General features: G+C 73.4%; 14 protein-coding genes and 6 pseudogenes. 9 read left to right on the top strand and 11 right to left on the bottom strand.

What is annotated here, in order from left to right; genetic code table 11:
- The first annotated feature begins 14 nt into the window (after positions 1-14).
- A complete protein-coding gene (locus DA06_RS07705; RefSeq protein ID WP_418607315.1) occupies positions 15-683 on the top strand; it encodes a potassium channel family protein in 669 nt (222 codons plus the stop codon).
- A gap of 246 nt (positions 684-929) precedes the next feature.
- On the opposite strand, the gene DA06_RS07710 is transcribed toward DA06_RS07705, so the two are convergent.
- Entirely contained in the window at positions 930-1,658 is a 729-nt protein-coding gene (locus DA06_RS07710; protein ID WP_418607317.1) for an FGGY-family carbohydrate kinase, read from the bottom strand.
- A gap of 22 nt (positions 1,659-1,680) precedes the next feature.
- On the opposite strand from DA06_RS07710, the pseudogene DA06_RS07715 reads away from it, so the two are divergent.
- The 4 genes and pseudogenes from DA06_RS07715 to DA06_RS07730 form a co-directional block, all read left to right on the top strand.
- Positions 1,681-1,812, top strand: a pseudogene (locus DA06_RS07715) (segregation/condensation protein A); the annotation flags it as partial.
- A gap of 186 nt (positions 1,813-1,998) precedes the next feature.
- Positions 1,999-2,607, top strand: a complete 609-nt coding sequence (gene scpB, locus DA06_RS07720) for an SMC-Scp complex subunit ScpB (protein WP_043498833.1) — start codon at positions 1,999-2,001, stop codon at positions 2,605-2,607.
- On the top strand, positions 2,604-3,347 hold the full coding sequence (locus tag DA06_RS07725) for a pseudouridine synthase (protein ID WP_043498832.1): 744 nt from the start codon (positions 2,604-2,606) through the stop codon (positions 3,345-3,347). Before scpB ends, DA06_RS07725 begins: the two co-directional genes overlap by 4 nt.
- Before the next feature lie 182 nt (positions 3,348-3,529).
- Positions 3,530-3,883 carry a hypothetical protein gene (locus DA06_RS07730; RefSeq protein ID WP_418607319.1) on the top strand — a complete coding sequence of 118 codons (354 nt, stop codon included), beginning with the start codon at positions 3,530-3,532 and terminating at the stop codon, positions 3,881-3,883.
- Here DA06_RS07730 and glnA read toward each other — a convergent pair.
- A complete protein-coding gene (glnA, locus tag DA06_RS07735) occupies positions 3,867-5,204 on the bottom strand; it encodes a type I glutamate--ammonia ligase (RefSeq protein WP_043498838.1) in 1,338 nt (445 codons plus the stop codon). The two genes, DA06_RS07730 and glnA, sit on opposite strands and share 17 nt — an antisense overlap.
- A gap of 188 nt (positions 5,205-5,392) precedes the next feature.
- Here glnA and panB point away from each other — a divergent pair, with 188 nt between their 5' ends.
- Positions 5,393-6,304 (top strand): 3-methyl-2-oxobutanoate hydroxymethyltransferase, encoded by a 912-nt coding sequence (panB, locus tag DA06_RS07740; RefSeq protein ID WP_418607321.1) that lies wholly within the window; start codon positions 5,393-5,395, stop codon positions 6,302-6,304.
- Positions 6,305-6,317: 13 nt separating this feature from the next.
- Here the strand turns inward: panB and DA06_RS07745 are convergent, their stop codons facing one another.
- Positions 6,318-6,506: a hypothetical protein gene (locus tag DA06_RS07745; protein ID WP_043498844.1), complete on the bottom strand. Its 189-nt coding sequence runs from the start codon at positions 6,504-6,506 to the stop codon at positions 6,318-6,320.
- A gap of 98 nt (positions 6,507-6,604) precedes the next feature.
- Here DA06_RS07745 and map point away from each other — a divergent pair, with 98 nt between their 5' ends.
- Both map and ppgK read left to right on the top strand, forming a co-directional pair.
- Positions 6,605-7,420, top strand: coding sequence for a type I methionyl aminopeptidase (gene map / locus DA06_RS07750; RefSeq protein WP_418607913.1), 816 nt, complete (start codon positions 6,605-6,607; stop codon positions 7,418-7,420).
- 61 nt (positions 7,421-7,481) lie between these two features.
- Positions 7,482-8,249 (top strand): polyphosphate--glucose phosphotransferase, encoded by a 768-nt coding sequence (gene ppgK, locus DA06_RS07755; RefSeq protein WP_043498840.1) that lies wholly within the window; start codon positions 7,482-7,484, stop codon positions 8,247-8,249.
- Between the two features lie 109 nt (positions 8,250-8,358).
- Here ppgK and sucD read toward each other — a convergent pair.
- The 8 genes and pseudogenes from sucD to DA06_RS07795 all read right to left on the bottom strand — a co-directional run.
- Positions 8,359-9,278 (bottom strand): annotated as a pseudogene (gene sucD / locus DA06_RS07760) (succinate--CoA ligase subunit alpha).
- A 17-nt stretch (positions 9,279-9,295) separates the two neighbouring features.
- Positions 9,296-10,462 (bottom strand): annotated as a pseudogene (sucC, locus tag DA06_RS07765) (ADP-forming succinate--CoA ligase subunit beta).
- Between the two features lie 1,242 nt (positions 10,463-11,704).
- Positions 11,705-12,778 (bottom strand): annotated as a pseudogene (locus tag DA06_RS07770) (acyltransferase family protein); the annotation flags it as partial.
- Between the two features lie 126 nt (positions 12,779-12,904).
- Entirely contained in the window at positions 12,905-13,558 is a 654-nt protein-coding gene (locus DA06_RS07775) for a response regulator (protein ID WP_043498849.1), read from the bottom strand.
- Complete coding sequence (locus DA06_RS07780; protein ID WP_052436497.1) at positions 13,555-14,049, bottom strand: sensor histidine kinase; 495 nt, start codon at positions 14,047-14,049, stop codon at positions 13,555-13,557. The genes DA06_RS07775 and DA06_RS07780 overlap by 4 nt, the downstream gene beginning before the upstream one ends.
- A gap of 54 nt (positions 14,050-14,103) precedes the next feature.
- Positions 14,104-14,163, bottom strand: a pseudogene (locus DA06_RS07785) (hypothetical protein); the annotation flags it as partial.
- 1,887 nt (positions 14,164-16,050) lie between these two features.
- Positions 16,051-16,542 (bottom strand): hypothetical protein, encoded by a 492-nt coding sequence (locus tag DA06_RS07790; RefSeq protein ID WP_418607915.1) that lies wholly within the window; start codon positions 16,540-16,542, stop codon positions 16,051-16,053.
- A 77-nt stretch (positions 16,543-16,619) separates the two neighbouring features.
- Positions 16,620-18,698: pseudogene (locus DA06_RS07795) on the bottom strand (UvrD-helicase domain-containing protein); the annotation flags it as partial.
- A gap of 191 nt (positions 18,699-18,889) precedes the next feature.
- Between DA06_RS07795 and DA06_RS07800 the strand changes: the two are divergent.
- Complete coding sequence (locus DA06_RS07800) at positions 18,890-19,252, top strand: STAS domain-containing protein (RefSeq protein ID WP_418607324.1); 363 nt, start codon at positions 18,890-18,892, stop codon at positions 19,250-19,252.
- Positions 19,253-19,259 lie beyond the last annotated feature (7 nt).

A 19,259-nucleotide genomic window follows, 5' to 3' on the forward strand; every position in this document is an offset into this window, starting at 1 on the left:
ACCAAGGAGTGTTCATGAGTGAGAAGCAGGTGTCCCGGAACACCGGGGTGCTCGTCATCGGCCTCGGCCGGTTCGGCGCCGCCATGGCGGCGACCCTAGAGAAGCTGGGACGGGAGGTGCTCGCCGTCGAGAAGGACCCTGACCTGGTCCAGCAGTGGTCGCACCGCCTCCCCCTGGTCGAGGCGGACGCCTCCAACCCCGACGCGCTCGAGCAGCTCGGTGCCGAGGAGTTCCAGGTGGCCGTGGTCGGGGTGGGCACCTCCCTCGAGGCGTCGGTGCTCATCACCGCCAACCTCGTCGACCTCGAGATCCCGCAGATCTGGGCCAAGGCGATCAGCGCCGAGCACGGCCGGATCCTGCGGCGCATCGGCGCGCACCACGTGGTCTACCCCGAGTACGACGCCGGAGCCCGGGTGGCCCACATGGTCTCCGGCCGCATGCTCGACTACATCGAGATGGAGGACGGCTTCACGATCGTGAAGATGCGGCCACCGCGCGAGACGCACGGCTTCACCGTCGGGGAGACGAAGATCCGGGAGCGCTACGGCGTCACGGTCATCGGCGTCAAGCCGCCCGGTGAGCCGTTCGAGTACGCCACCGAGTCGACCAGGATCGGCGGTGAGGACCTGCTCATCGTCAGCGGCGACTCGGGCCTGCTGGAGGCCTTCGCGCACCGCCCCTGAGGATGCCGGCGGCCTCCGTGGCCGCCTGGGGGCTCATCGACCTTGGGGTCGGCGCGGTACGCCCTGACCTTCTCGGTCAGCCCACGTCCATCTCCGTGCTGGCCGCGGCGGAGTCCGTGGCCCGGGGAAGGAAGCGCAGGGCCCCCGGCACGCACCGCGCGCCGAGGACTCCGTCCCGCCCGCGAACGCCTGCCAGACTCACGGTCGGCGTCGGAGCTCAGGGGCCGGACCAGGCGGGACGGGCGGTCAGGCTCCCCGCCCGGCGATCAGGTGCCGCCGGGCGGCGTAGCGCTCCCTGACCTCGGGAGTCGGCTCGGCCTCGTAGGTGCGGACCCGGAACGCGGACCACCCGGGCGGCTCCGCCGTGCCCGCCAGGGTCCAGGCGGCCTGGCGGGCGGCGCCGTCGGCCACGTACTCCCCCGGGTCGGGTACCTGCACGGGCATACCGAGCACGGCCGGCGCGATGCGCCGCACGGCCTCGGAGCGGGCGCCGCCACCAACAAGGCGCACGGTCTCGACGGGCACGCCCTGGTCCTGCATCGCGGCGAGTCCGTCGGCGAGGCCGCACAGCAGCCCCTCGACGGCGGCGCGCGCGACGTTCTCCCGCGTCATGGACGCCAGCGAGAGCCCCAGGAACGAGCCCGTCGCGTCCGGCAGGTTGGGCGTGCGCTCCCCCTCGAGGTAGGGCACGAGCGTGAGCCCGTCCGCGCCGGGGCGGGCGGCGAGCGCCAGCTCGGCGAGGCCCGCGTGGTCGACGCCGAGGAGGCGGGCGGCGGCGTCGAGCACCCGTGAGCCGTTGAGCGTCACCGCGAGGGGCAGGTACTCCCCCGTCGCGTCCGCGAACCCGGCGACGAGGCCGGAGGGGTCCGCCACCGGCTCCCGCGAGACGGCGGAGACCACGCCGGAGGCGCCCCGGCTCGCCGCGCGGGCTCTCGCGCCGCGGCCCCGGCCCCCCCCGCCGTCGAGCTGACCCACCTCCACAACCCCCGTGGTGCCCGTGCGGGAGCAGGCCGCGATCATCGTCGGCCGGCTGCGCCGGCTGCGCAGCGCCACCTTCCGCACCCTGACCGAGGACGCGGCGGGCACCGCCGTCGTCGTCTCGCGCTTCCTGGCGCTGCTGGAGCTCTTCCGCGAGGGCGCGGTCGCGTTCGAGCAGGCCGAGGCGCTCGGCGAGCTGACCGTGAGGTGGTCGGGCTCGGAGGAGGGGGGAGGTCGCCGTCGGGGACGACTTCGACGACCCGCCCGCCGGGACGGCGGACGAGGGATCCGACAGGGCGGAGCGCGGCGACGGCGCCCCCGCGAGCGAGGAGGAGCGATGAGCGAGCAGGGGACGCGCTACGAGACGGTCACCGACGACGCCCTGCCCGAGCAGCACCTCACCGCCCTCGAGGCGGTGCTCATGGTCGTCGACGAACCGGTGCCCGCCGCGGACCTCGCGAGCGTCATGGGCCTTCCCGCCGGGCAGATCGCCGAGCTTCTCGCCGAGCTCGCGGCGGAGTACCGCGGCGAGCGGGGCGGACGCGCCCGGGGCTTCGAGCTGCGTGAGGTGGGCGGCGGCTGGCGCATCTTCTCCGCCCCGGCCCACGCCGACGTCGTCGGCCGCTTCGTCCTGGACGGGCAGACGGCCAGGCTGACCCAGGCCTCCCTCGAGACCCTGGCCGTCGTCGCCTACCGCCAGCCCGTCACCCGCGGACGCATCTCCGCGATCCGCGGCGTGAACGTCGACGGCGTGGTGCGTACCCTGCTGGCGAGGGGTCTGGTCGAGGAGGCCGGGCCCGACGAGGAGGGCGGTGCCATGCGGTACCGCACCAGCACGTACTTCCTCGAGCGGCTGGGTCTGACCTCCCTGGACGACCTGCCCCCGCTCGCCCCCTACCTGCCCGACGCGGGCAGCCTCGACGACATCGACGGAGTGATCGGATGACCGACCAGCACGTGCCCGAGGGCGTCCGCCTGCAGAAGGTCCTGGCGGGTGCGGGCCTCGGCTCGCGGCGCGCGTGCGAGGAGATCATCGCCGCCGGCCGCGTGACCGTGAACGGCGAGAAGGTCCGCGAGCTCGGCACCCGGGTGGACCCCCGCACCGCCGTCATCCACGTCGACGGGCTGCGCGTCCAGCTCGACGACTCGATCGTCACCCTCGCGCTGAACAAGCCCGAGGGCGTGGTCTCCACCATGGACGACGAGCTCGGCCGCCCGTCGCTGGCCCAGTACGTCGCCGACCGCCCCGAGCGGCTCTTCCACGTCGGGCGCCTCGACGCGGAGACGTCCGGCCTGCTGCTGCTGACCAACGACGGTGAGCTCGCGCACCGGCTCACCCACCCCAGCTACGAGGTGCTGAAGACCTACCTGGCCACCGTCGAGGGCCGGGTCCCCCGGGGGCTCGGCAAGCGCCTCCAGGCCGGCGTCGAGCTCGACGACGGGCCCGTGCAGGTTGACTCGTTCTCGGTGAAGGAGGTCCTCCCCGACCAGTCGCTCGTCGAGGTCGTGCTCCACGAGGGGCGCAACCACATCGTCCGGCGGCTGCTGGCCGAGGTGGGCCACCCCGTCCTGAAGCTCACCCGCACCCGGATCGGGCCGGTGGCCCTGGGGAACCTGCGCCCGGGACGCACGCGGGTCATCGCCGGCGCGGAGCTGGGCGCCCTGATGAAGGCCGTCGACCTGTAGGCGGTACCCTCGCCTGGTGCCCGAGAACGCCCCCACCAGCCCCGTCTCCACGACGGGACCGGTGAAGGTGGTCGGCACCGGACTCCTCGGGGCGAGCCTCGGACTGGCGCTGCGCGCCGCCGGCGTCCCCGTGCAGCTGGCCGACGCCTCGCCCACCGCCCTCGCCCTGGCCCGCGACGTCGGTGCCGGCAGACCAGCGCGTCGCCCAGGGCGGCGGAGGCACCGAGCACGGCCAGAAGACGACGGCGCGCGGGCCCGTCGGCGAGCACCTCGGCGACAGCCGGCTCGTCGGGGGTGCCCGCGGCGGCCTCGACGAGCCGCAGCAGGGTGAGGAGCGCGCTGTCGGGGTCCGCGACCTCGCCGAGCGCCTCGGGCAGCGGCGCACCCGCCGCGTCGGCGGCGTCGAGATACGGCTGCAGCGCGACCGACTCGAGGCGCGCCGCGGCGGTGGCCGGCTCGGCGAAACCGAGCCGGCGCAGCGTCGTGGTGCGGGAGACCGCCCGGGTCATGCGGCCGCGCTCACAGTGCCGGGATGAACCGCTGCAGCTCGTACGGGGTGACCTGGGCGCGGTACTCCTGCCACTCCGTGCGCTTGTTGCGCAGGAAGAACTCGAAGGTGTCCTCCCCCAGCGTCTCGGCCACCAGCTCGGAGGACTCCATGATCTCGATCGCCTCGCGCAGCGACGCGGGAAGCGAGCGGATACCGAGAGCCTTGCGCTCCGCGCGCGACATCGCGGCGACGTCCTCCGCCGCCCCCTCGGGCAGCTCGTACCCCTCCTCGATGCCCTTCAGGCCCGCGTTGAGCAGCACCGCGAAGGCCAGGTACGGGTTGGCGGCGGAGTCCAGCGCGCGGTACTCCACGCGCGCGGACCCGCCCTTCTCGGGCTTGTACATCGGCACGCGCACCAGCGCAGAGCGGTTGTTGTGGCCCCAGGAGACGTAGGCCGGTGCCTCGTCGCCGCCCCACAGGCGCTTGTAGGAGTTGACGTGCTGGTTGCACACGGCCGTGATCTCGGCGGCGTGGTGCAGCAGCCCGGCGATGAAGGACCGGGCGGTCGCGGAGAGCTGGTAGTTCCCCGCCGGGTCGTAGAAGGCGTTCTGGTCGCCCTCGAACAGCGACATGTGCGTGTGCATGCCGGAGCCCGGCGCGTCCGCCAGCGGCTTCGGCATGAAGGTCGCCAGCACGTTCTGCTGCAGCGCCACCTCCTTGATGACCGTCCGGAAGGTCTGGATGTTGTCGGCCATGCTCAGCGCGTCGGCGTACCGCAGGTCGATCTCGTTCTGGCCGGGCCCGGCCTCGTGGTGGGAGAACTCCACCGAGATCCCCATGGACTCCAGGGTGGTGATGGCGTCGCGGCGGAAGTCGTGGGCGGTGCCGCGGGCGACGTGGTCGAAGTACCCGCCGGTGTCGATCGGCACCAGCGGGTCCTTCGGCGAGGAGACGTTCTGGAAGAGGTAGAACTCGATCTCCGGATGGGTGTAGAAGGTGAAGCCGGCGTCGGCCGCCTTGTTCATCGCCCGCTTGAGGACGCCGCGCGGGTCGGAACGGGCGGGGTCGCCGGTGGGGGTCAGCACGTCGCAGAACATGCGGGCGACGCCGTTCTCGTCGCCCCGCCACGGGAGCACCTGGAACGTGGAGGGGTCCGGCTTGGCGAGCATGTCCGACTCGTAGACCCTGGAGAGGCCCTCGATCGAGGAGCCGTCGAAGCCGATGCCCTCCGCGAAGGCGCCCTCGAGCTCGGCGGGGGCGATCGCCACGGACTTGAGCACGCCGAGGACGTCTGTGAACCAGAGCCGGATGAAGCGGACGTCCCGCTCCTCGATCGCCCTGAGGACGTACTCCTGCTGCTTGTCCATGTGTCGGCTCCTGGTTCGGCGTGGCTGACCGCGGCGAGGCGGCGTGCGGCAGGTGTCCGCACGGTCCCATCATGGCGCAACTCCGCGGCGGCACCGGGACGCCTCTAGGGTGAGTGCTTGTCACGGGACCTCCGACGCCGCCGGCCACGGCCGTCGTCGGCCTCCCCGCAAGCCGAGCAGGAGAAGAGATGACCAGCAGCCTCCCCCCGGAACAGCGGTCCGCGAGCGCCGGCACCGCCGCGGCGGGCACACCGTCCGGGGGCGCCCCCGGCTCCGCGAGTCCGGAGCAGGTGCACAGCCCGCGGAAGGTGCGGGTCCATCACCTCCGGCAGGCGAAGGAGCGGGGCGAGCCGCTGACGATGCTGACGGCGTACGACGCCGTCACCGCGCGGATCTTCGACGAGGCGGGGATCGACATCCTGCTGGTGGGTGACTCCATCGGCGACAACATGCACGCCCACGCGACCACGATCCCCGTGACGGTGGACGACATGATCCCCGCCGTCCGGGCCGTCGCCCGGACGGCCCGGCGTGCTCTGGTGGTGGCCGACCTGCCCTTCGGCTCCTACGAGGCCTCCCCGGCCCAGTGCCACGCCTCCGCCGTGCGCATGCTCAAGGAGGCCGGCGCCCACGCCGTCAAGTTCGAGGGCGGGGAGCACCTGGCCGAGCACGTCCGGCTGCTGACCCGCTCGGGCATCCCCGTGGTGGGGCACCTCGGCTTCACCCCTCAGGCGGAGAACATCCTGGGCGGCAAGCGGGTCCAGGGGCGCGGCCACGAGGCGGCCGACAGGCTCGTCGCGGACGCGCTGGCGCTGGCGGACGCAGGTGCGATCGCCGTCGTCCTGGAGATGGTGCCGGGCCCGGTGGCCGCGCGGGTGACCGAGGTGCTCCCCATCCCCACGATCGGTATCGGCGCGGGCCCCGAGGTCGACGGGCAGGTGCTGGTCTGGACCGACATGGCCGGCATGAGCTCCTGGTCCCCGCGCTTCGCCCGTCGCTTCGGGGAGGTCGGCGCCGAGCTGGCCGCGGCCACCCGTGCCTACGCCTCGGCGGTGCGCGACCGGAGCTTCCCGGCCGCGGAGCACGTGTACGAGTCCTGAGCGCCCGGCGCGCCTACTGCTCGTCCGCCCAGGCCTCGTCCTCCTCGGCCCACTTCTCGTTGCGGGCCTGCGCGCGTGCGAAGGCCTGCGCGGCCTCCTCGGCGCTCCCGTACGGGCCCATGCGGTTGGTCGCCCCGTGGACCTTGCCCTCCTCGACCTGCCCGGTCGCGAGGTTGTAGTAGAACTCGGGCTTGTCCCTCATCGCTCCTCCAAGGGCCGACGACGACGGTCCGTACACTGCCACCATGCTCGCCGATCGCGCCCCCCCGGGGCACCTTGACCAAGGGCACCGTCTCCCCGATCCGCGGCGTCCCGGCGTCGATCCCGCGACCAGAGTACGTCGGCCGCACCGGTCCCGAGCGCGTCACGGCCTCCGACGTGAAGAGCCCGGAGACCGTCGAACGCATCCGCCGCGCCTCCCGGCTCGCCGCGCAGGCCCTGGAGGAGGTCGGAAGGCACGTCGCGCCCGGGGTGACCACGGAGGAGCTCGACCGGATCGGCCACGAGTTCCTCCTCGACCACGGCGCCTACCCCTCCACGCTGGAGTACATGGGCTTCCCCAAGTCGCTGTGCACCTCGGTCAACGAGGTGATCTGCCACGGCATCCCCGACTCCACCGTGCTGCGAGACGGTGACATCCTCAACGTGGACGTCACCGCCTATCTCGACGGCGTGCACGGCGACCTCAACGCCATGTTCGAGGTCGGGGAGGTGGACGAGGAGTCGCACCTGCTCGTCGAACGGACGAAGGCGGCCATGGAGCGCGGCATCCGAGCCGTGCGGCCCGGGCGGGCGGTCAACGTCATCGGCCGCGTCATCGAAGCCTACGCGCGCCGCTTCGACTACGGCGTCGTGCGCGACTTCACCGGTCACGGCGTGGGCGAGGCGTTCCACTCCGGCCTCGTCATCCCGCACTACGACTCGGCACCCCGCTACGACGACGTGATGGTGCCCGGGATGGTCTTCACCATCGAGCCCATGCTCACTCTCGGCGACATCGAGTGGGAGCAGTGGGACGACGGGTGGACCGTGCTCACCAAGGACCGCTCGCGCACCGCCCAGTGGGAGCACACGATCGTCGTGACCGAGGGCGCCGAGGTCCTCACCCTGCCCTGACCCCGTGCACTGCCCGGCCACCCCCGTCCAGTGCCGGCACCGCCCCGCAACGAGGAGAACCATGACCCAGTCCGCCGCACCCACCGTCGCGTTCGGCATCGACATCGGCGGCTCCGGCATCAAGGGCGCTCCGGTGGACCTGTCCACCGGCGAGCTCGCCGCCGAGCGGCTGCGCATCCCGACGCCGAGCCCGTCGCGGCCCCGCGCCGTCGCCGAGACGGTCGCCGAGCTCGTGGACGCGTTCGGCGTCCCGGGCACGACGCCGGTCGGGCTGACGTTCCCGGCGCCGATCAAGCACGGCGTGGTGCCGTTCATCGCGAACCTCCACCAGTCGTGGAAGGGCGTCGACGTCCCCGCCCTGATGAGCGAGGCGATCGGGCGCCAGGTGGTCGCGGTCAACGACGCCGACGCCGCCGGTGTCGCCGAGGTCGCCTTCGGCGCCGCGCGGGGCGCGGCCGGCGTCGTCCTCGTCACCACCCTCGGCACGGGCATCGGCTCGGCCCTGTTCGTCGACGGCACGCTGGTGCCCAACACCGAGCTCGGTCACCTCGAGATCGACGGCCACGACGCCGAGGACCGTGCCGCCTCCTCCGCCAGGGAGAACGAGGGACTGAGCTGGCAGGAGTGGGCAGAGCGGCTCCAGCGCTACTACGAGACGGTCGAGATGCTGTTCTCGCCCGACCTGATCGTCGTGGGCGGCGGGGTGAGCAAGAAGCACGAGAAGTTCCTGCCGCTGCTGCGCACGAGCGCTCCGCTCGTGCCCGCGGCGCTGCGCAACTCGGCGGGCATCGTGGGCGCCGCCCACCTCGCGGCGCACGGCCACAGGTGAGCACGGTGGCGCCGCGCCCCCGCCCTCGAGGTTCGGCCCGAGGCGGCCTGACCGCGACGGCGACGGCGGCCGCCCCCGGGTGGGGGCGGCCGCCGTCGGGGGGCCGGGATCAGGCCCCGAGCAGCTCGCGGGCGAGGCGCGCGGTCTCGGACGGCGTCTTGCCGACCTTGACGCCGGCCGCCTCGAGGGCGACCTTCTTGGCCTCCGCGGTGCCGGAGGAGCCCGACACGATGGCGCCGGCGTGGCCCATGGTCTTGCCCTCCGGGGCGGTGAAGCCCGCGACGTAGCCGACGACCGGCTTGGTCACGTTCTCCTTGATGTACGCCGCGGCACGCTCCTCGCGTCTCCGCCGATCTCGCCGATCATGACGATGAGCTCGGTGTCCGGGTCGTCCTGGAAGGCCTGGAGGGCGTCGATGTGCGTGGTACCGATGATCGGGTCGCCGCCGATGCCGATGGCGGTGGTGAAGCCGATGTCGGAGAGCTCGTACATCATCTGGTAGGTCAGCGTGCCGGACTTCGACACGAGGCCGATGCGGCCGGGCCCGGTGATGTTGGCCGGGGTGATGCCCACGTTGGACTGGCCGGGGGTGATGATGCCCGGGCAGTTGGGGCCGATCAGGCGCACGCCCTTGGACTGGGCGTAGGTGAAGAACTCCGCGGTGTCGGCCACGGGGACGCCCTCGGTGATGATGACGACGAGCGGCATGCCGGCGTCGACGGCCTCGATCACCGCGGCCTTCGTGTGGGCCGGCGGGACGAAGATGACCGAGACGTCGGCACCGGTGGCCTCGCGCGCCTCGGCGACGGAGCCGAACACCGGGACGGAGACGTTGCCGGCCTCGCGGGACTCGGCGCCGGGGCCGAGCGGCTGGACGTCGAAGTCCACGCTGGTCCCGGCCTTGCGGGGGTTCACGCCGCCGACGATCTGGGTGCCGGCGTTGAGCATGCGCGAGGTGTGGATCTGGCCCATCGCCCCGGTCATGCCCTGGACGACGACCTTGGAGGAGGAGTTGAGGAAGATCGACATGGTTGTTCTGTCCGTCCTTACTTCGCAGCCGCGAGCTCGGCGGCCTTGGCCGCGGCCTCGTCCATCGTGGGCACCACGGTGACGAGCGGGTGGTTCGCCTCGGCGAGGATCTTCCGGCCGGCCTCGACGTTGTTGCCGTCCAGGCGCACGACCAGCGGCTTGGACGCGGCGTCACCGAGGATCTCGAGGGCCTTGACGATGCCGTTGGCGACCTCGTCGCAGGCCGTGATGCCGCCGAAGACGTTGACGAACACCGACTTCACCTGGCTGTCGCCCAGGATGACGTCCAGGCCGTTCGCCATGATCGCCGCGTTGGCGCCGCCGCCGATGTCGAGGAAGTTGGCGGGCTTGACGCCGTGCTGCTCGCCGGCGTACGCGACGACGTCGAGGGTCGACATGACCAGGCCCGCGCCGTTGCCGATGATGCCGACCTCGCCGTCGAGCTTGACGTAGTTGAGGTCCAGGCTCTTGGCCTTGGCCTCCAGCGGGTCCGCCGCGGCCTTGTCCTCGAGCTCCTCGTGCTCGGGGTGCCGGAACGAGGCGTTGGCGTCGAGGCTCACCTTGGCGTCGAGGGCGACGATGGCACCGTCCTCCGTGCGCACGAGCGGGTTCACCTCGACGAGGGTCGCGTCCTCGGCGTCGTAGACGGTCCAGAGCTTCTGGATCACCGCGGCGACCTCGTCGGCCACCTCCGGCGCGAAGTTCGCGGCGTCGACGATCTCCTTCGCCTTCGCCTCGTCGATCCCGACCGTGGGGTCGACGGCGACGCGGGCGAGCGCCTCGGGGCGCTCGACGGCGAGCTGCTCGATCTCCATGCCGCCCTCGACCGAGGCCATCGCCAGGTAGCGCCGCTCGGAGCGGTCCAGCAGGACGGAGAAGTAGTACTCCTCGGCGATCCTGGCGCCCTCGGCGATCATCACCCGGTGGACGGTGTGCCCCTTGATGTCCATGCCGAGGATCTCCTCGCGCGGGACTCGGCCTCCTCCGGGCTGTGGGCCAGCTTGACGCCGCCCGCCTTGCCGCGGCCGCCGGTCTTCACCTGTGCCTTGACGACGACGGTCCCGCCGCCGAGCTGCTCCGCCGCGGCCTTGGCCTCGGCCGGTGTCGTCGCGACGATACCGCCGAGCACGGGCACCCCCGTGCTTCTCCAGTACGTCACGAGCCTGGTACTCGTAGAGGTCCACCCCGCTGCGTCCTTCCGTTGTCTGACCACGATGTTTCGACATCGAGACATTCGCCGGAGAGACTATCGCGCCGGACGCGGTGACCGCGTGACGGACAGGTGGTGAGACGCACTTCTCAGGATGCGGCGCCGGGCGTGCGGGTGAGCCGTCTCGCGGCTTCACGCGTGCGTCACTGCTCGCCGGCGAGCGCCTCCGCGGCAGCGCCGCCCGCGCCGTCGGCGGCTGCCTCCGTGGCGGTTGCGTCCGCGCCGCCCGCGTCGTCGGCTGGCTGCGTCCGCGGCGCCGTCGCTCGCGTCGTCGGTGGCTGCGTCGTCGGTGGTTGCGTCGTCGGCTGCCCCGGCGCCCAGACCGGCACCGGCGGCGACCGCCCCGCCCAGCCCTGCGCCGATCCGGTCCGCGAACAGGACGGGGCTGCCCGTGAGCCGCTCCGACAGGGCCGCGAAGGCGGACTCCAGGACCTCGGCGTAGAGGTGCGCGCCCTCGATCCCCGGGTGGATGCGGTCCGACTGCAGCAGCTCCGGCTGCCTGGAGATCGCGGCGTGCCAGTCCGCGACGATGGCGTTCGGGTACTCGGAGACGATGTCGGCGAGCGTGGCGTTCGCCTCGGGGATCCAGTCGCTGCCGCCGTAGAGGTTCACGACCACCACCATGCGCTGCGGCCCGAGCTTGTCCATCACCCGGCGCACCACGGCCTCGTCCTCGATGCCGGCGTTCGTGCCGAAGTCCAGGAAGACGGCCCGGCGGACGGTTCCCTCGGCGAGGCGGGCGTCCACGGCGGCCTCGCCGTCGGACCACCGGCGGATCGACTTCGCGTCGAGCATGACCCCCGGGAAGCGGTACTCCAGGCCGTCGGCGCTCGTGACGACGATGGAGTCGCCGAAGCCGGTGATCTCCTCCCCCCGTCGGCATGGACCAGTCGGCCGCCGCGGCGAGGTCGACCGCCTCGGCGTCGTCGGCGGAGGCGTCGACCGCGGCCTGCGCGGCCTCGATCTGCTCCTGGGTGCGGGAGCGTTCGGGGGCCAGCGTCACGGCCGCGGCGCTGAGCAGCACCAGCACGACGGAGACCGCGACACCCGCCCTGGCGAGACCTCGCCGTGCCGGGACCCGGCTGCGCAGGGCCTTGCGCCACCGGACCGTCACCCCGCGGAACCCGTGCTCCCGCACGGGCTGCTCGCACCAGCGGTAGGACAAGGCCGACACGACGAGCGTGACGCCGAGCGCGAGGCCGCGAACCGCCCAGTGCGCCGGTGAGTCGTGCGCCGTCGGCAGCGCCTCGGTGAGGATCACGATGGCCGGCCAGTGCCACAGGTAGATGCCGTAGGAGCGCTGGCCGAGCCACTCCAACGGCCGCAGCCGAATCACCCGCCGGAAGGCGCCAGGACGGCCGAGCAGCGACGCGACCAGCACGGCGGTGAGCAGGGAGGCCAGCAGGATGCCGCCGCGGAAGGTCCACGGGTTCGACTGCTCGACCGTGAGCATCAGCGCGACCAGGCCGCCGAGCGCGACCGGTGCCGCGAGCGGCCGCCAGCGCAGCCAGGCGTCGGACGCCAGGTAGCCCCCCGGTCCCGACCACGCGAACGCCAGGGCGACACCGGTCATCAGGCCGAACAGGTGGGTGTCCGTGCCGTAGTACACCCGCGTGGCGTCCTCGTCCGGCGCGTACAGCACCGCCATGAGGAGGGCGGAGACGGCGGCCGCCCCGAGCGCCAGGCGTACACGGGGCCGCGCGGACGCCGTGGCTGCCATGACGGCGACGAGGACGACGGGCCAGAGCAGGTAGAACTGCTCCTCCACCGCCAGGGACCAGAAGTTCACGAACAGCTGCGGCGACGTCGCGGTGAAGTAGCTGGACCCCGCCGCGATCTCGAGCCAGTTGCTGGAGAACGTCAGGGCCCCCAGCGTCTGGCGACCGATGCCGACGAGCAGGTCGGAGCTGACCGCCCAGGCCGTGGGGACGCTGACGACGACGACGAGGGCCAGTGCCGGCAGGAGGCGCCGGGCGCGCCTGATCCAGAACCCCCGCAGGTCGATGCGGCCGCGCCTGCCCAGCTCGCGGACGAGGAGCGTGGTGATGAGGAACCCCGAGACGACGAAGAAGACGTCGACCCCGAGGAACCCGCCGGGGAGGGACTCGGGGCGCAGGTGGTAGACCAGCACGGCGACGACGGCGAGCGCGCGCAGCCCGTCGAGCCCCTCGACCCGCCCGCCGCCCGGCCGTGACCCGGCGCGAGCCGGCCTGCCGTCCGCGGCGCGCACCTTCCGGGGGCGGTCGGCCGTGCGGGACCCGGTGCGTGGCTGCTGCACCTGCGTCGCCATGGGCGCCTCCCGGGCTGACCTGTCCTGCGACGAGGCTAGGGTCCGCCGCTGACATTCCCGCGCAGGCGCGCGGGACGCCGGCCCGGTGCCCGCTACCCGTTCTCGCTCGTTCGCGTGCGCGGTAGGTCAGGCGTCACGAGGCACGAGCCCCGCACGGTGCGCGACGACGACCGCCTGCACCCGGTCCCGCACCCCGAGCTTGGCGAGCACGCGCGTGACGTGCGTCTTGACCGTGGTCTCCGCGAGGAACAGGTGCGCACCGATCTCCGCGTTGGACCAGCCGCGCGCCATGGCGACGAGGACCTCCTGCTCGCGCGCGGTGAGGTCCGCCAGACCCGGCGTGCCCGCGCCCTGCCCGTACGCGAGGTACGTCTCGACCAGACGGGCGACGACCGTGGGGCCGAGCACCGAGTCACCGGCCGCGCACGCCTTGACCGCCGCGACGAGCTGGGCGGGCGGAGTCGTCTTGACGAGGAAGCCGCTGGCGCCCGCGCGCAGCGCACCGAGCACGTACTCGTCGAGGTCGAAGGTGGTGAGAACGACCACCCGGGTGCCGGGAGCGGCGGCGAGCACCTCGGCAGTTGCCGTGATGCCGTCGCCGCCGGGCATCTGCACGTCCATCAGCACGACGTCCGGACGCAGCACCGCCGCCCGTCGTACCGCCGAGGGCCCGTCGGAGACCTCGCCCACGACCTCGACGGTGGCGTCCGCGGCGAGGATCGCCGCGAGCCCCTCCCGAAGGAGGTCGTGGTCGTCGGCCAGCAGCACACGCACGGTCATGCTCCGCTCCCCCTCGTGCCGTCATCCGGTCCGAGCCGGCCGGACGTTCGCGCCTCGGCGGGTACCGGCGCGAGCTCCGGCAGCGGTATCTCCGCCCTGACGGCAAATCCTCTCCCGTCCGGACCCGGTCCGGCGTGGAAGGCCCCGCCGACCTGCTCCAGGCGTTCGGCGAGTCCGACGAGCCCGTAGCCGGGACGATCGACCGGCGAAGGTCCCGGCCCGTCGTCGATGACGCCCACGCGGACGACCCCGTCGGCCGTGCGGACGGTGACGACGGCCGTGGCGCCGGGCGCGTGCCGCAGGACGTTCGTGAGCGCCTCCTGGACGACCCGGTGCACGGTGGCCGCGACGGGGCCGGGATCGCACTGAAGAACCAGCTCGACCCCGAGGCCGGCGGCCCGCACCCGGGCGGCGAGCGCCCTCAGGTCCTCGGTGACCTCCTCAGCGCCTCCCGGCACCGACGGGAAGCCGTCGACGCTCTGTGCGCCCACCAGCCGGGCGAGGTCCGACAACGCCCGGCTGCACGTGGTGACGACCACGTCGAGCGCGTGCCGGGCGGCGGGTGGGTTCGACCGGACCTGCACCTCGGCCGCGCCGGCCTGCATGACGGCGACGCCGACGGCGCCGGAGACCGCGTCGTGCAGCTCGCGCGCCAACGTGAGGCGGGCGGCCCGGACCGCCGCCGCGGAGGTGACCTCGAGCTCCGACTCCCCGTGTCTCGGCCGCCCGGCGCACGTGCTCCGCGTGCCTGCGCACCAGCCGGACGGTCACGCCGCCCAGCACGCCGACGCCCACCATCGCCAGGGCGATCGGAAGGTTCTCGGGCCGGTGGTCCGCGTGCTTGTGGATCAGCGCAAGCACCAGCGCGAACGGTCCGCAGACGGCCCAGGCGGTTCGTCTCTCGGCGGACCCACAGGCCCAGGCGAGCGGACCGACGACCGGGAGCAGCCACAGCCCCTCGACGACGGGCTCGCCCACCGTCGTGCCCGCCACGTGCAGCACCGCCAGCAGCAGCGTCGCGGCGCCGGGTGCGAGCCCGCGGCCGACCACGGTGAGGGCGCCGAGCAGTGTCAGGACGACGGCCCCAGGGGTGGCGAACAGAGCCTCCGGCCAGCCGAGCAGGTGGGCGACGGCGGCCTCGACGGCGGCGACGGAGACGGCCACCGCGGCGAGGACGACGTCTGACCGGGTGAGCCCGCCCAGCGGCAGCGCCTCCTCGGGGCACGGTGCCGCAACGGTGGCCTCCTGCCGGAGGAGGCCGAGCAGGCGACGCAGCTCGGTGATGGCGGCACGGCCCTCGCTCTGCACCTGCAGCAGATCCGCCGTCGGCGCGGTGTCCCAGCTGCGCACGGCTCGGCCGGCCGCGTCCTGCATCCGGACGAGCGCGTCCCGCACGACGCCCTGGATCTCGGCGGCGAGCCGGGTCTGCTCGGCGGCCACGGCACTCCGGACGCGTTCCGCGGCGCCGGTCTCGGTCAGGACCGCCAGCCGGCGCCGTTCCGCGAGCCAGCGCCGGAGCGACATCACGACGTGGCGGGCGGCCACCAGGAAGGCTCCCGTCACGCAGGCGAGGAAGGCGCCCGTCGCCGGGGCCCCGCCACAGCAGGAGCGCGACGACCCCGGCGGCGGACGCACCCGGCACGATGCCCCGGCTGCCGCGCCGCCTCGCGTTCACGGGGCGACCCTAGCCCGCACCGTCCCGGAGCGTCGTCGTTCCTGAGGAGGACCCAGGGTCGTCCGGGACGAACGGGGCGGACGTGCCGGCGGACGTACTCCCGCCCCGGAACGGGGCCCGCCGAGCATGACGCCGGCGCACCGCCGGGACTCCTAGCGTCCGGGGCACCGACGTCGATCCCGACGCCCCCGGACACCTGGAGCTGACATGAACCGACTGACCTGGGCCGCCCTGGCCGCAGCCACCGTCGTCGCCGCCATCGCGCTGACCGATGCCGTGACGCACGGCCTCACCGGGAGCTACTCCGCCTTCACGGAGAGCGGCACCGGATGGGCCTACTACTCCTCCACCGCGGCACACGGTCTCATCTACGCGCTTCTCGCCGCCGTGCTGGCCGCCCACGCCGAGCACATCGACACCGGCCGGCGCGCGGTGCGCCGGGTCCGGCGCGCGCTGATCGGCGTGCTCGCCGTGCAGGCCGTCGCGTTCCTGCTCGGCGTCGCCGTCAGTGCCGACGACCTGCCAACCTGGGTCTCGGGGATGACCGGCGTCGCCTTCCTGCTGAACTTCCCCGTCAGCGCCTTGCTCGGGATCCTGCTGCTGCGCACGCCCGGCCGACGCCTGCCGGCTCTGCTGCTCACCGCGGTCCTCGGCGGGCTGGCGCTCACCGTCGTCCTCGGCGCGCTCGGCTCGGACTTCGCCCACCCTGCGTACGCGGAGGTGCCGCAGTTCTTCGGCGTCGCACTCCTCGGACGAGCTGCCCACCGCCACCGCTCCCCGGCGCCTGCTTCCCAGGTGGCGGCCTCTCCCACGAGCGCTACAGCTTCGTGACCGGGGAGTACCGCAGGAGGAGCCGTTTGACCTGCCCGCCGCCGAAGTCGATCTTCGCGACGGCGGAGGAGCCGGCCCCCTCGAGGCCGACGACGGTGCCGAGGCCGTAGCTGTCGTGGGTGACCTTGTCACCGATGTCGAGCCCGATGCCCTCGCCGGCGGGGCGCGGGGCCGCCTCCACGGCCTTCGCCCCGGCTGCGGCTGGGTCCTTGACGCCCAGCTTTCCGGTGCGCACGGGCCCGCTGCGGGCGCCGGACGCCCCCGGGGGGCGTCGCGGCCGCCGAAGCCGCCGCCCCTGCCGCCGGACGACCCGGCCCCGTAGGAGCCCGAGCCGTAGGACCGGGAACCGTAGCCGCCGGAGCCGCCACGCCCCCGCCGCAGCGTCTCCATGGACGACTCGGCACGGCGCCAGTCCAGCAGCTCGGAGGGGATGTCCTCGAGGAACCGGGAGGCGGGCAGCTCCTGGGGCATCCCCCACGCGGTGCGCACGGCGGCGCGGGAGACGTAGAGCCGCTCACGGGCCCGGGTGAGGGCCACGTAGGCCAGCCGCCGTTCCTCGGAGAGCTCGTCGGACTCCGTCAGGGAGCGCTGATGGGGGAAGGTGCCGTCCTCCATGCCGGTGACGAAGACGACCGGGAACTCCAGCCCCTTGGCGGTGTGCACGGTCATGAGCGTCACCTGCCCCTGGTCGACGCCGTCGGAGTCGGGGATCTGGTCGGTGTCCGCCACCAGCGAGACGCGCTCGAGGAAGTCGCCCAGCCCGCCCTCCGGGTCCAGCTCGGCGAACTCGGCGGCGACGGCGTGCAGCTCCGCGAGGTTCTCCACCCGGGTGGCGTCCTGCGGGTCCTCGCTGGCGCGCAGCTCGGCGAGGTAGCCGGAGCGGTCGAGCGCGGCGTCGAGGATCTCGGCGGGCGAGGCGCCGGAGGCCTCCATGTCGCGCAGCTCGGTGAGCAGCTCGTGGAAGGCCCTGACCTGGTTGCGGGCGCGGGTGGTCAGCCCGATGACCTCGGGGACGGTGTCGCGCTCCTCGCCCGAGGCCGCGGCGTCCGCGATCGCCTGCCCGAAGGAGACGCGCTCGCGCTCGGCGTGCCCGGCGAGCATCGCCTCGGCCCGGTCGCCGAGCCCCCGCTTGGGCACGTTGAGGATGCGGCGCAGGTTCACGGCGTCGTCCGGGTTCGCGACCGCCCGCAGGTAGGCGACGGCGTCCTTGATCTCCCGCCGCTCGTAGAAGCGCGTGCCGCCGACCACCTTGTACGGGATGCCGGTGCGGACGAGCACCTCCTCCAGCGCCCGGGACTGCGCGTTGGTGCGGTAGAAGACCGCGACGTCGCCGGGCCGGACGCCGTGCTCGTCCCCGAGCCGGTCGATCTCCTCGACGATGAACCGGGCCTCCTCGTGCTCGGAGTCGGCCACGTAGCCCACGATGCTGGGGCCGTCGCCCGACTCGGTCCACAGGTTCTTCGCCCGCCGCCCCGGGTTGTGGGCGATGACCGCGTTGGCCGCCGAGAGGATGTTCTGGGTGGAGCGGTAGTTCTGCTCGAGCAGGATCGTCTTCGCCTGCGGGTAGTCCTCCTCGAACTCGAGGATGTTGCGGATCGTGGCGCCGCGGAAGGCGTAGATCGACTGGTCCGCGTCGCCGACGACGGTGAGCTCGGCCGGCGGGAGGTCTCGGTCGCCGTCGGCCCGGCCGTCCTGGTCCCGGTCCACGCCGGCCAGCTCCCGCACGAGGACGTACTGCGCGTGGTTGGTGTCCTGGTACTCGTCCACCAGGACGTGCCGGAACCGGCGCCGGTAGTGCTCCGCGACGGCGGGGAAGGCCTGCAGCAGGTTCACCGTGGTCATGATGAGGTCGTCGAAGTCCAGGGCGTGCGCCTGGCGCAGCCGCTCGTTGTACAGGGCGTAGGCGCGCGCGAGCGCCGAGTCGAACGGGTTCGACTCGCTCACGGAGCGCGCGTACTCCTCAGGGTCGACGAGCTCGTTCTTGAGGTCGGAGACCTTCCGAGAGAACGTCTTGGGCGGGTAGCGCTTGGGGTCGAGGTCGAGCTGGCGGCACACGAGGGTCATGAGCCGCTGCGAGTCGGCGGCGTCGTAGATCGAGAAGCTCGAGCGCAGGCCGAGCACCTCGTGCTCGCGGCGCAGGATGCGCACGCAGGCGGAGTGGAACGTCGACACCCACATGCGGCTGCCTGCGGGGCCGACCAGGTGGGCCACGCGCTCGCGCATCTCGGCAGCGGCCTTGTTGGTGAACGTGATGGCCAGGATCTCCCCGGGCCGCGCCTGCCCGGTGGCCAGCAGGTGGGCGATGCGGTGGGTGAGCACCCGCGTCTTGCCCGAGCCCGCGCCGGCCACGATGAGCAGGGGGCCGCCGGTGTGGACGACGGCGGCGCGCTGCTGCGGGTTGAGCCCTTCGAGAAGCGCGGCGGGGTCGCCACCGAGGCGGGGGCCCGCCGGCGCTTCCACACCCAGGCGCCGGTAGCCGGCGACGAGGTCCGGGTCGGCCCAGGAAGGCCAGTCCGCCGTCCGGCCCTCCCGCGCCGGCAGCTGCTCGAGGTGGACGAGCCGGCCGTCACGCGCACCGGCCGCGCGCAGCAGCTCGACGAGGTCCGGGCGGGGCACGGGACCAGTCTGCGCCATCGCGCCGACACCCGCGGACGAGGGGCGGAGCACGGCGGCTGGGCGGCCCCGCCAACCGGGAGTGCGCGCTGAGGCAGGGACCGCACCGTTCCGCGCCGTGGCAGGTGGCTGCCAAGGGCACTTGTGCCCGCACGGACGCGTCCGGGTCCGGTGCGTCGGGTGCCACGATCCCTGCAAGGGGGGTGGCGCGCATGGCTTTCCGGGTGAAGGAGCAGGTGATCGGCGCGACGCACGTCGTCAGCGCGGCCGGCGAGCTCGACGGCGGCACGGCGTGCCAGCTGCGTGCCGCCGTCGACCGGGCTCTCGACGCCCTGCCCGCGGTCGTCGTCGTCGACCTCGGTGCGGTCACCTTCATAGACTCCGCCGGCGTGCGCGCGGTGCTGGACCGCCGTGCAGTGATGAGCGCGATGGACGCGCGGCTCATCGTCGTCGCGGGCGGCGAGCGGGTACGGACGGTCTTCGCGCTCTCCGGGATCATGGACGGGACGGTTCTGCACCGTACGCTGGACGAGGCGCTCGGGAGGGACGCCCCACGAGCGAGCGGGACCCTGTGAGATCCGG

The sequence above is a fragment of the Georgenia sp. SUBG003 genome (genome assembly GCF_000715355.2).
GTDB lineage: Bacteria > Actinomycetota > Actinomycetes > Actinomycetales > Actinomycetaceae > Georgenia.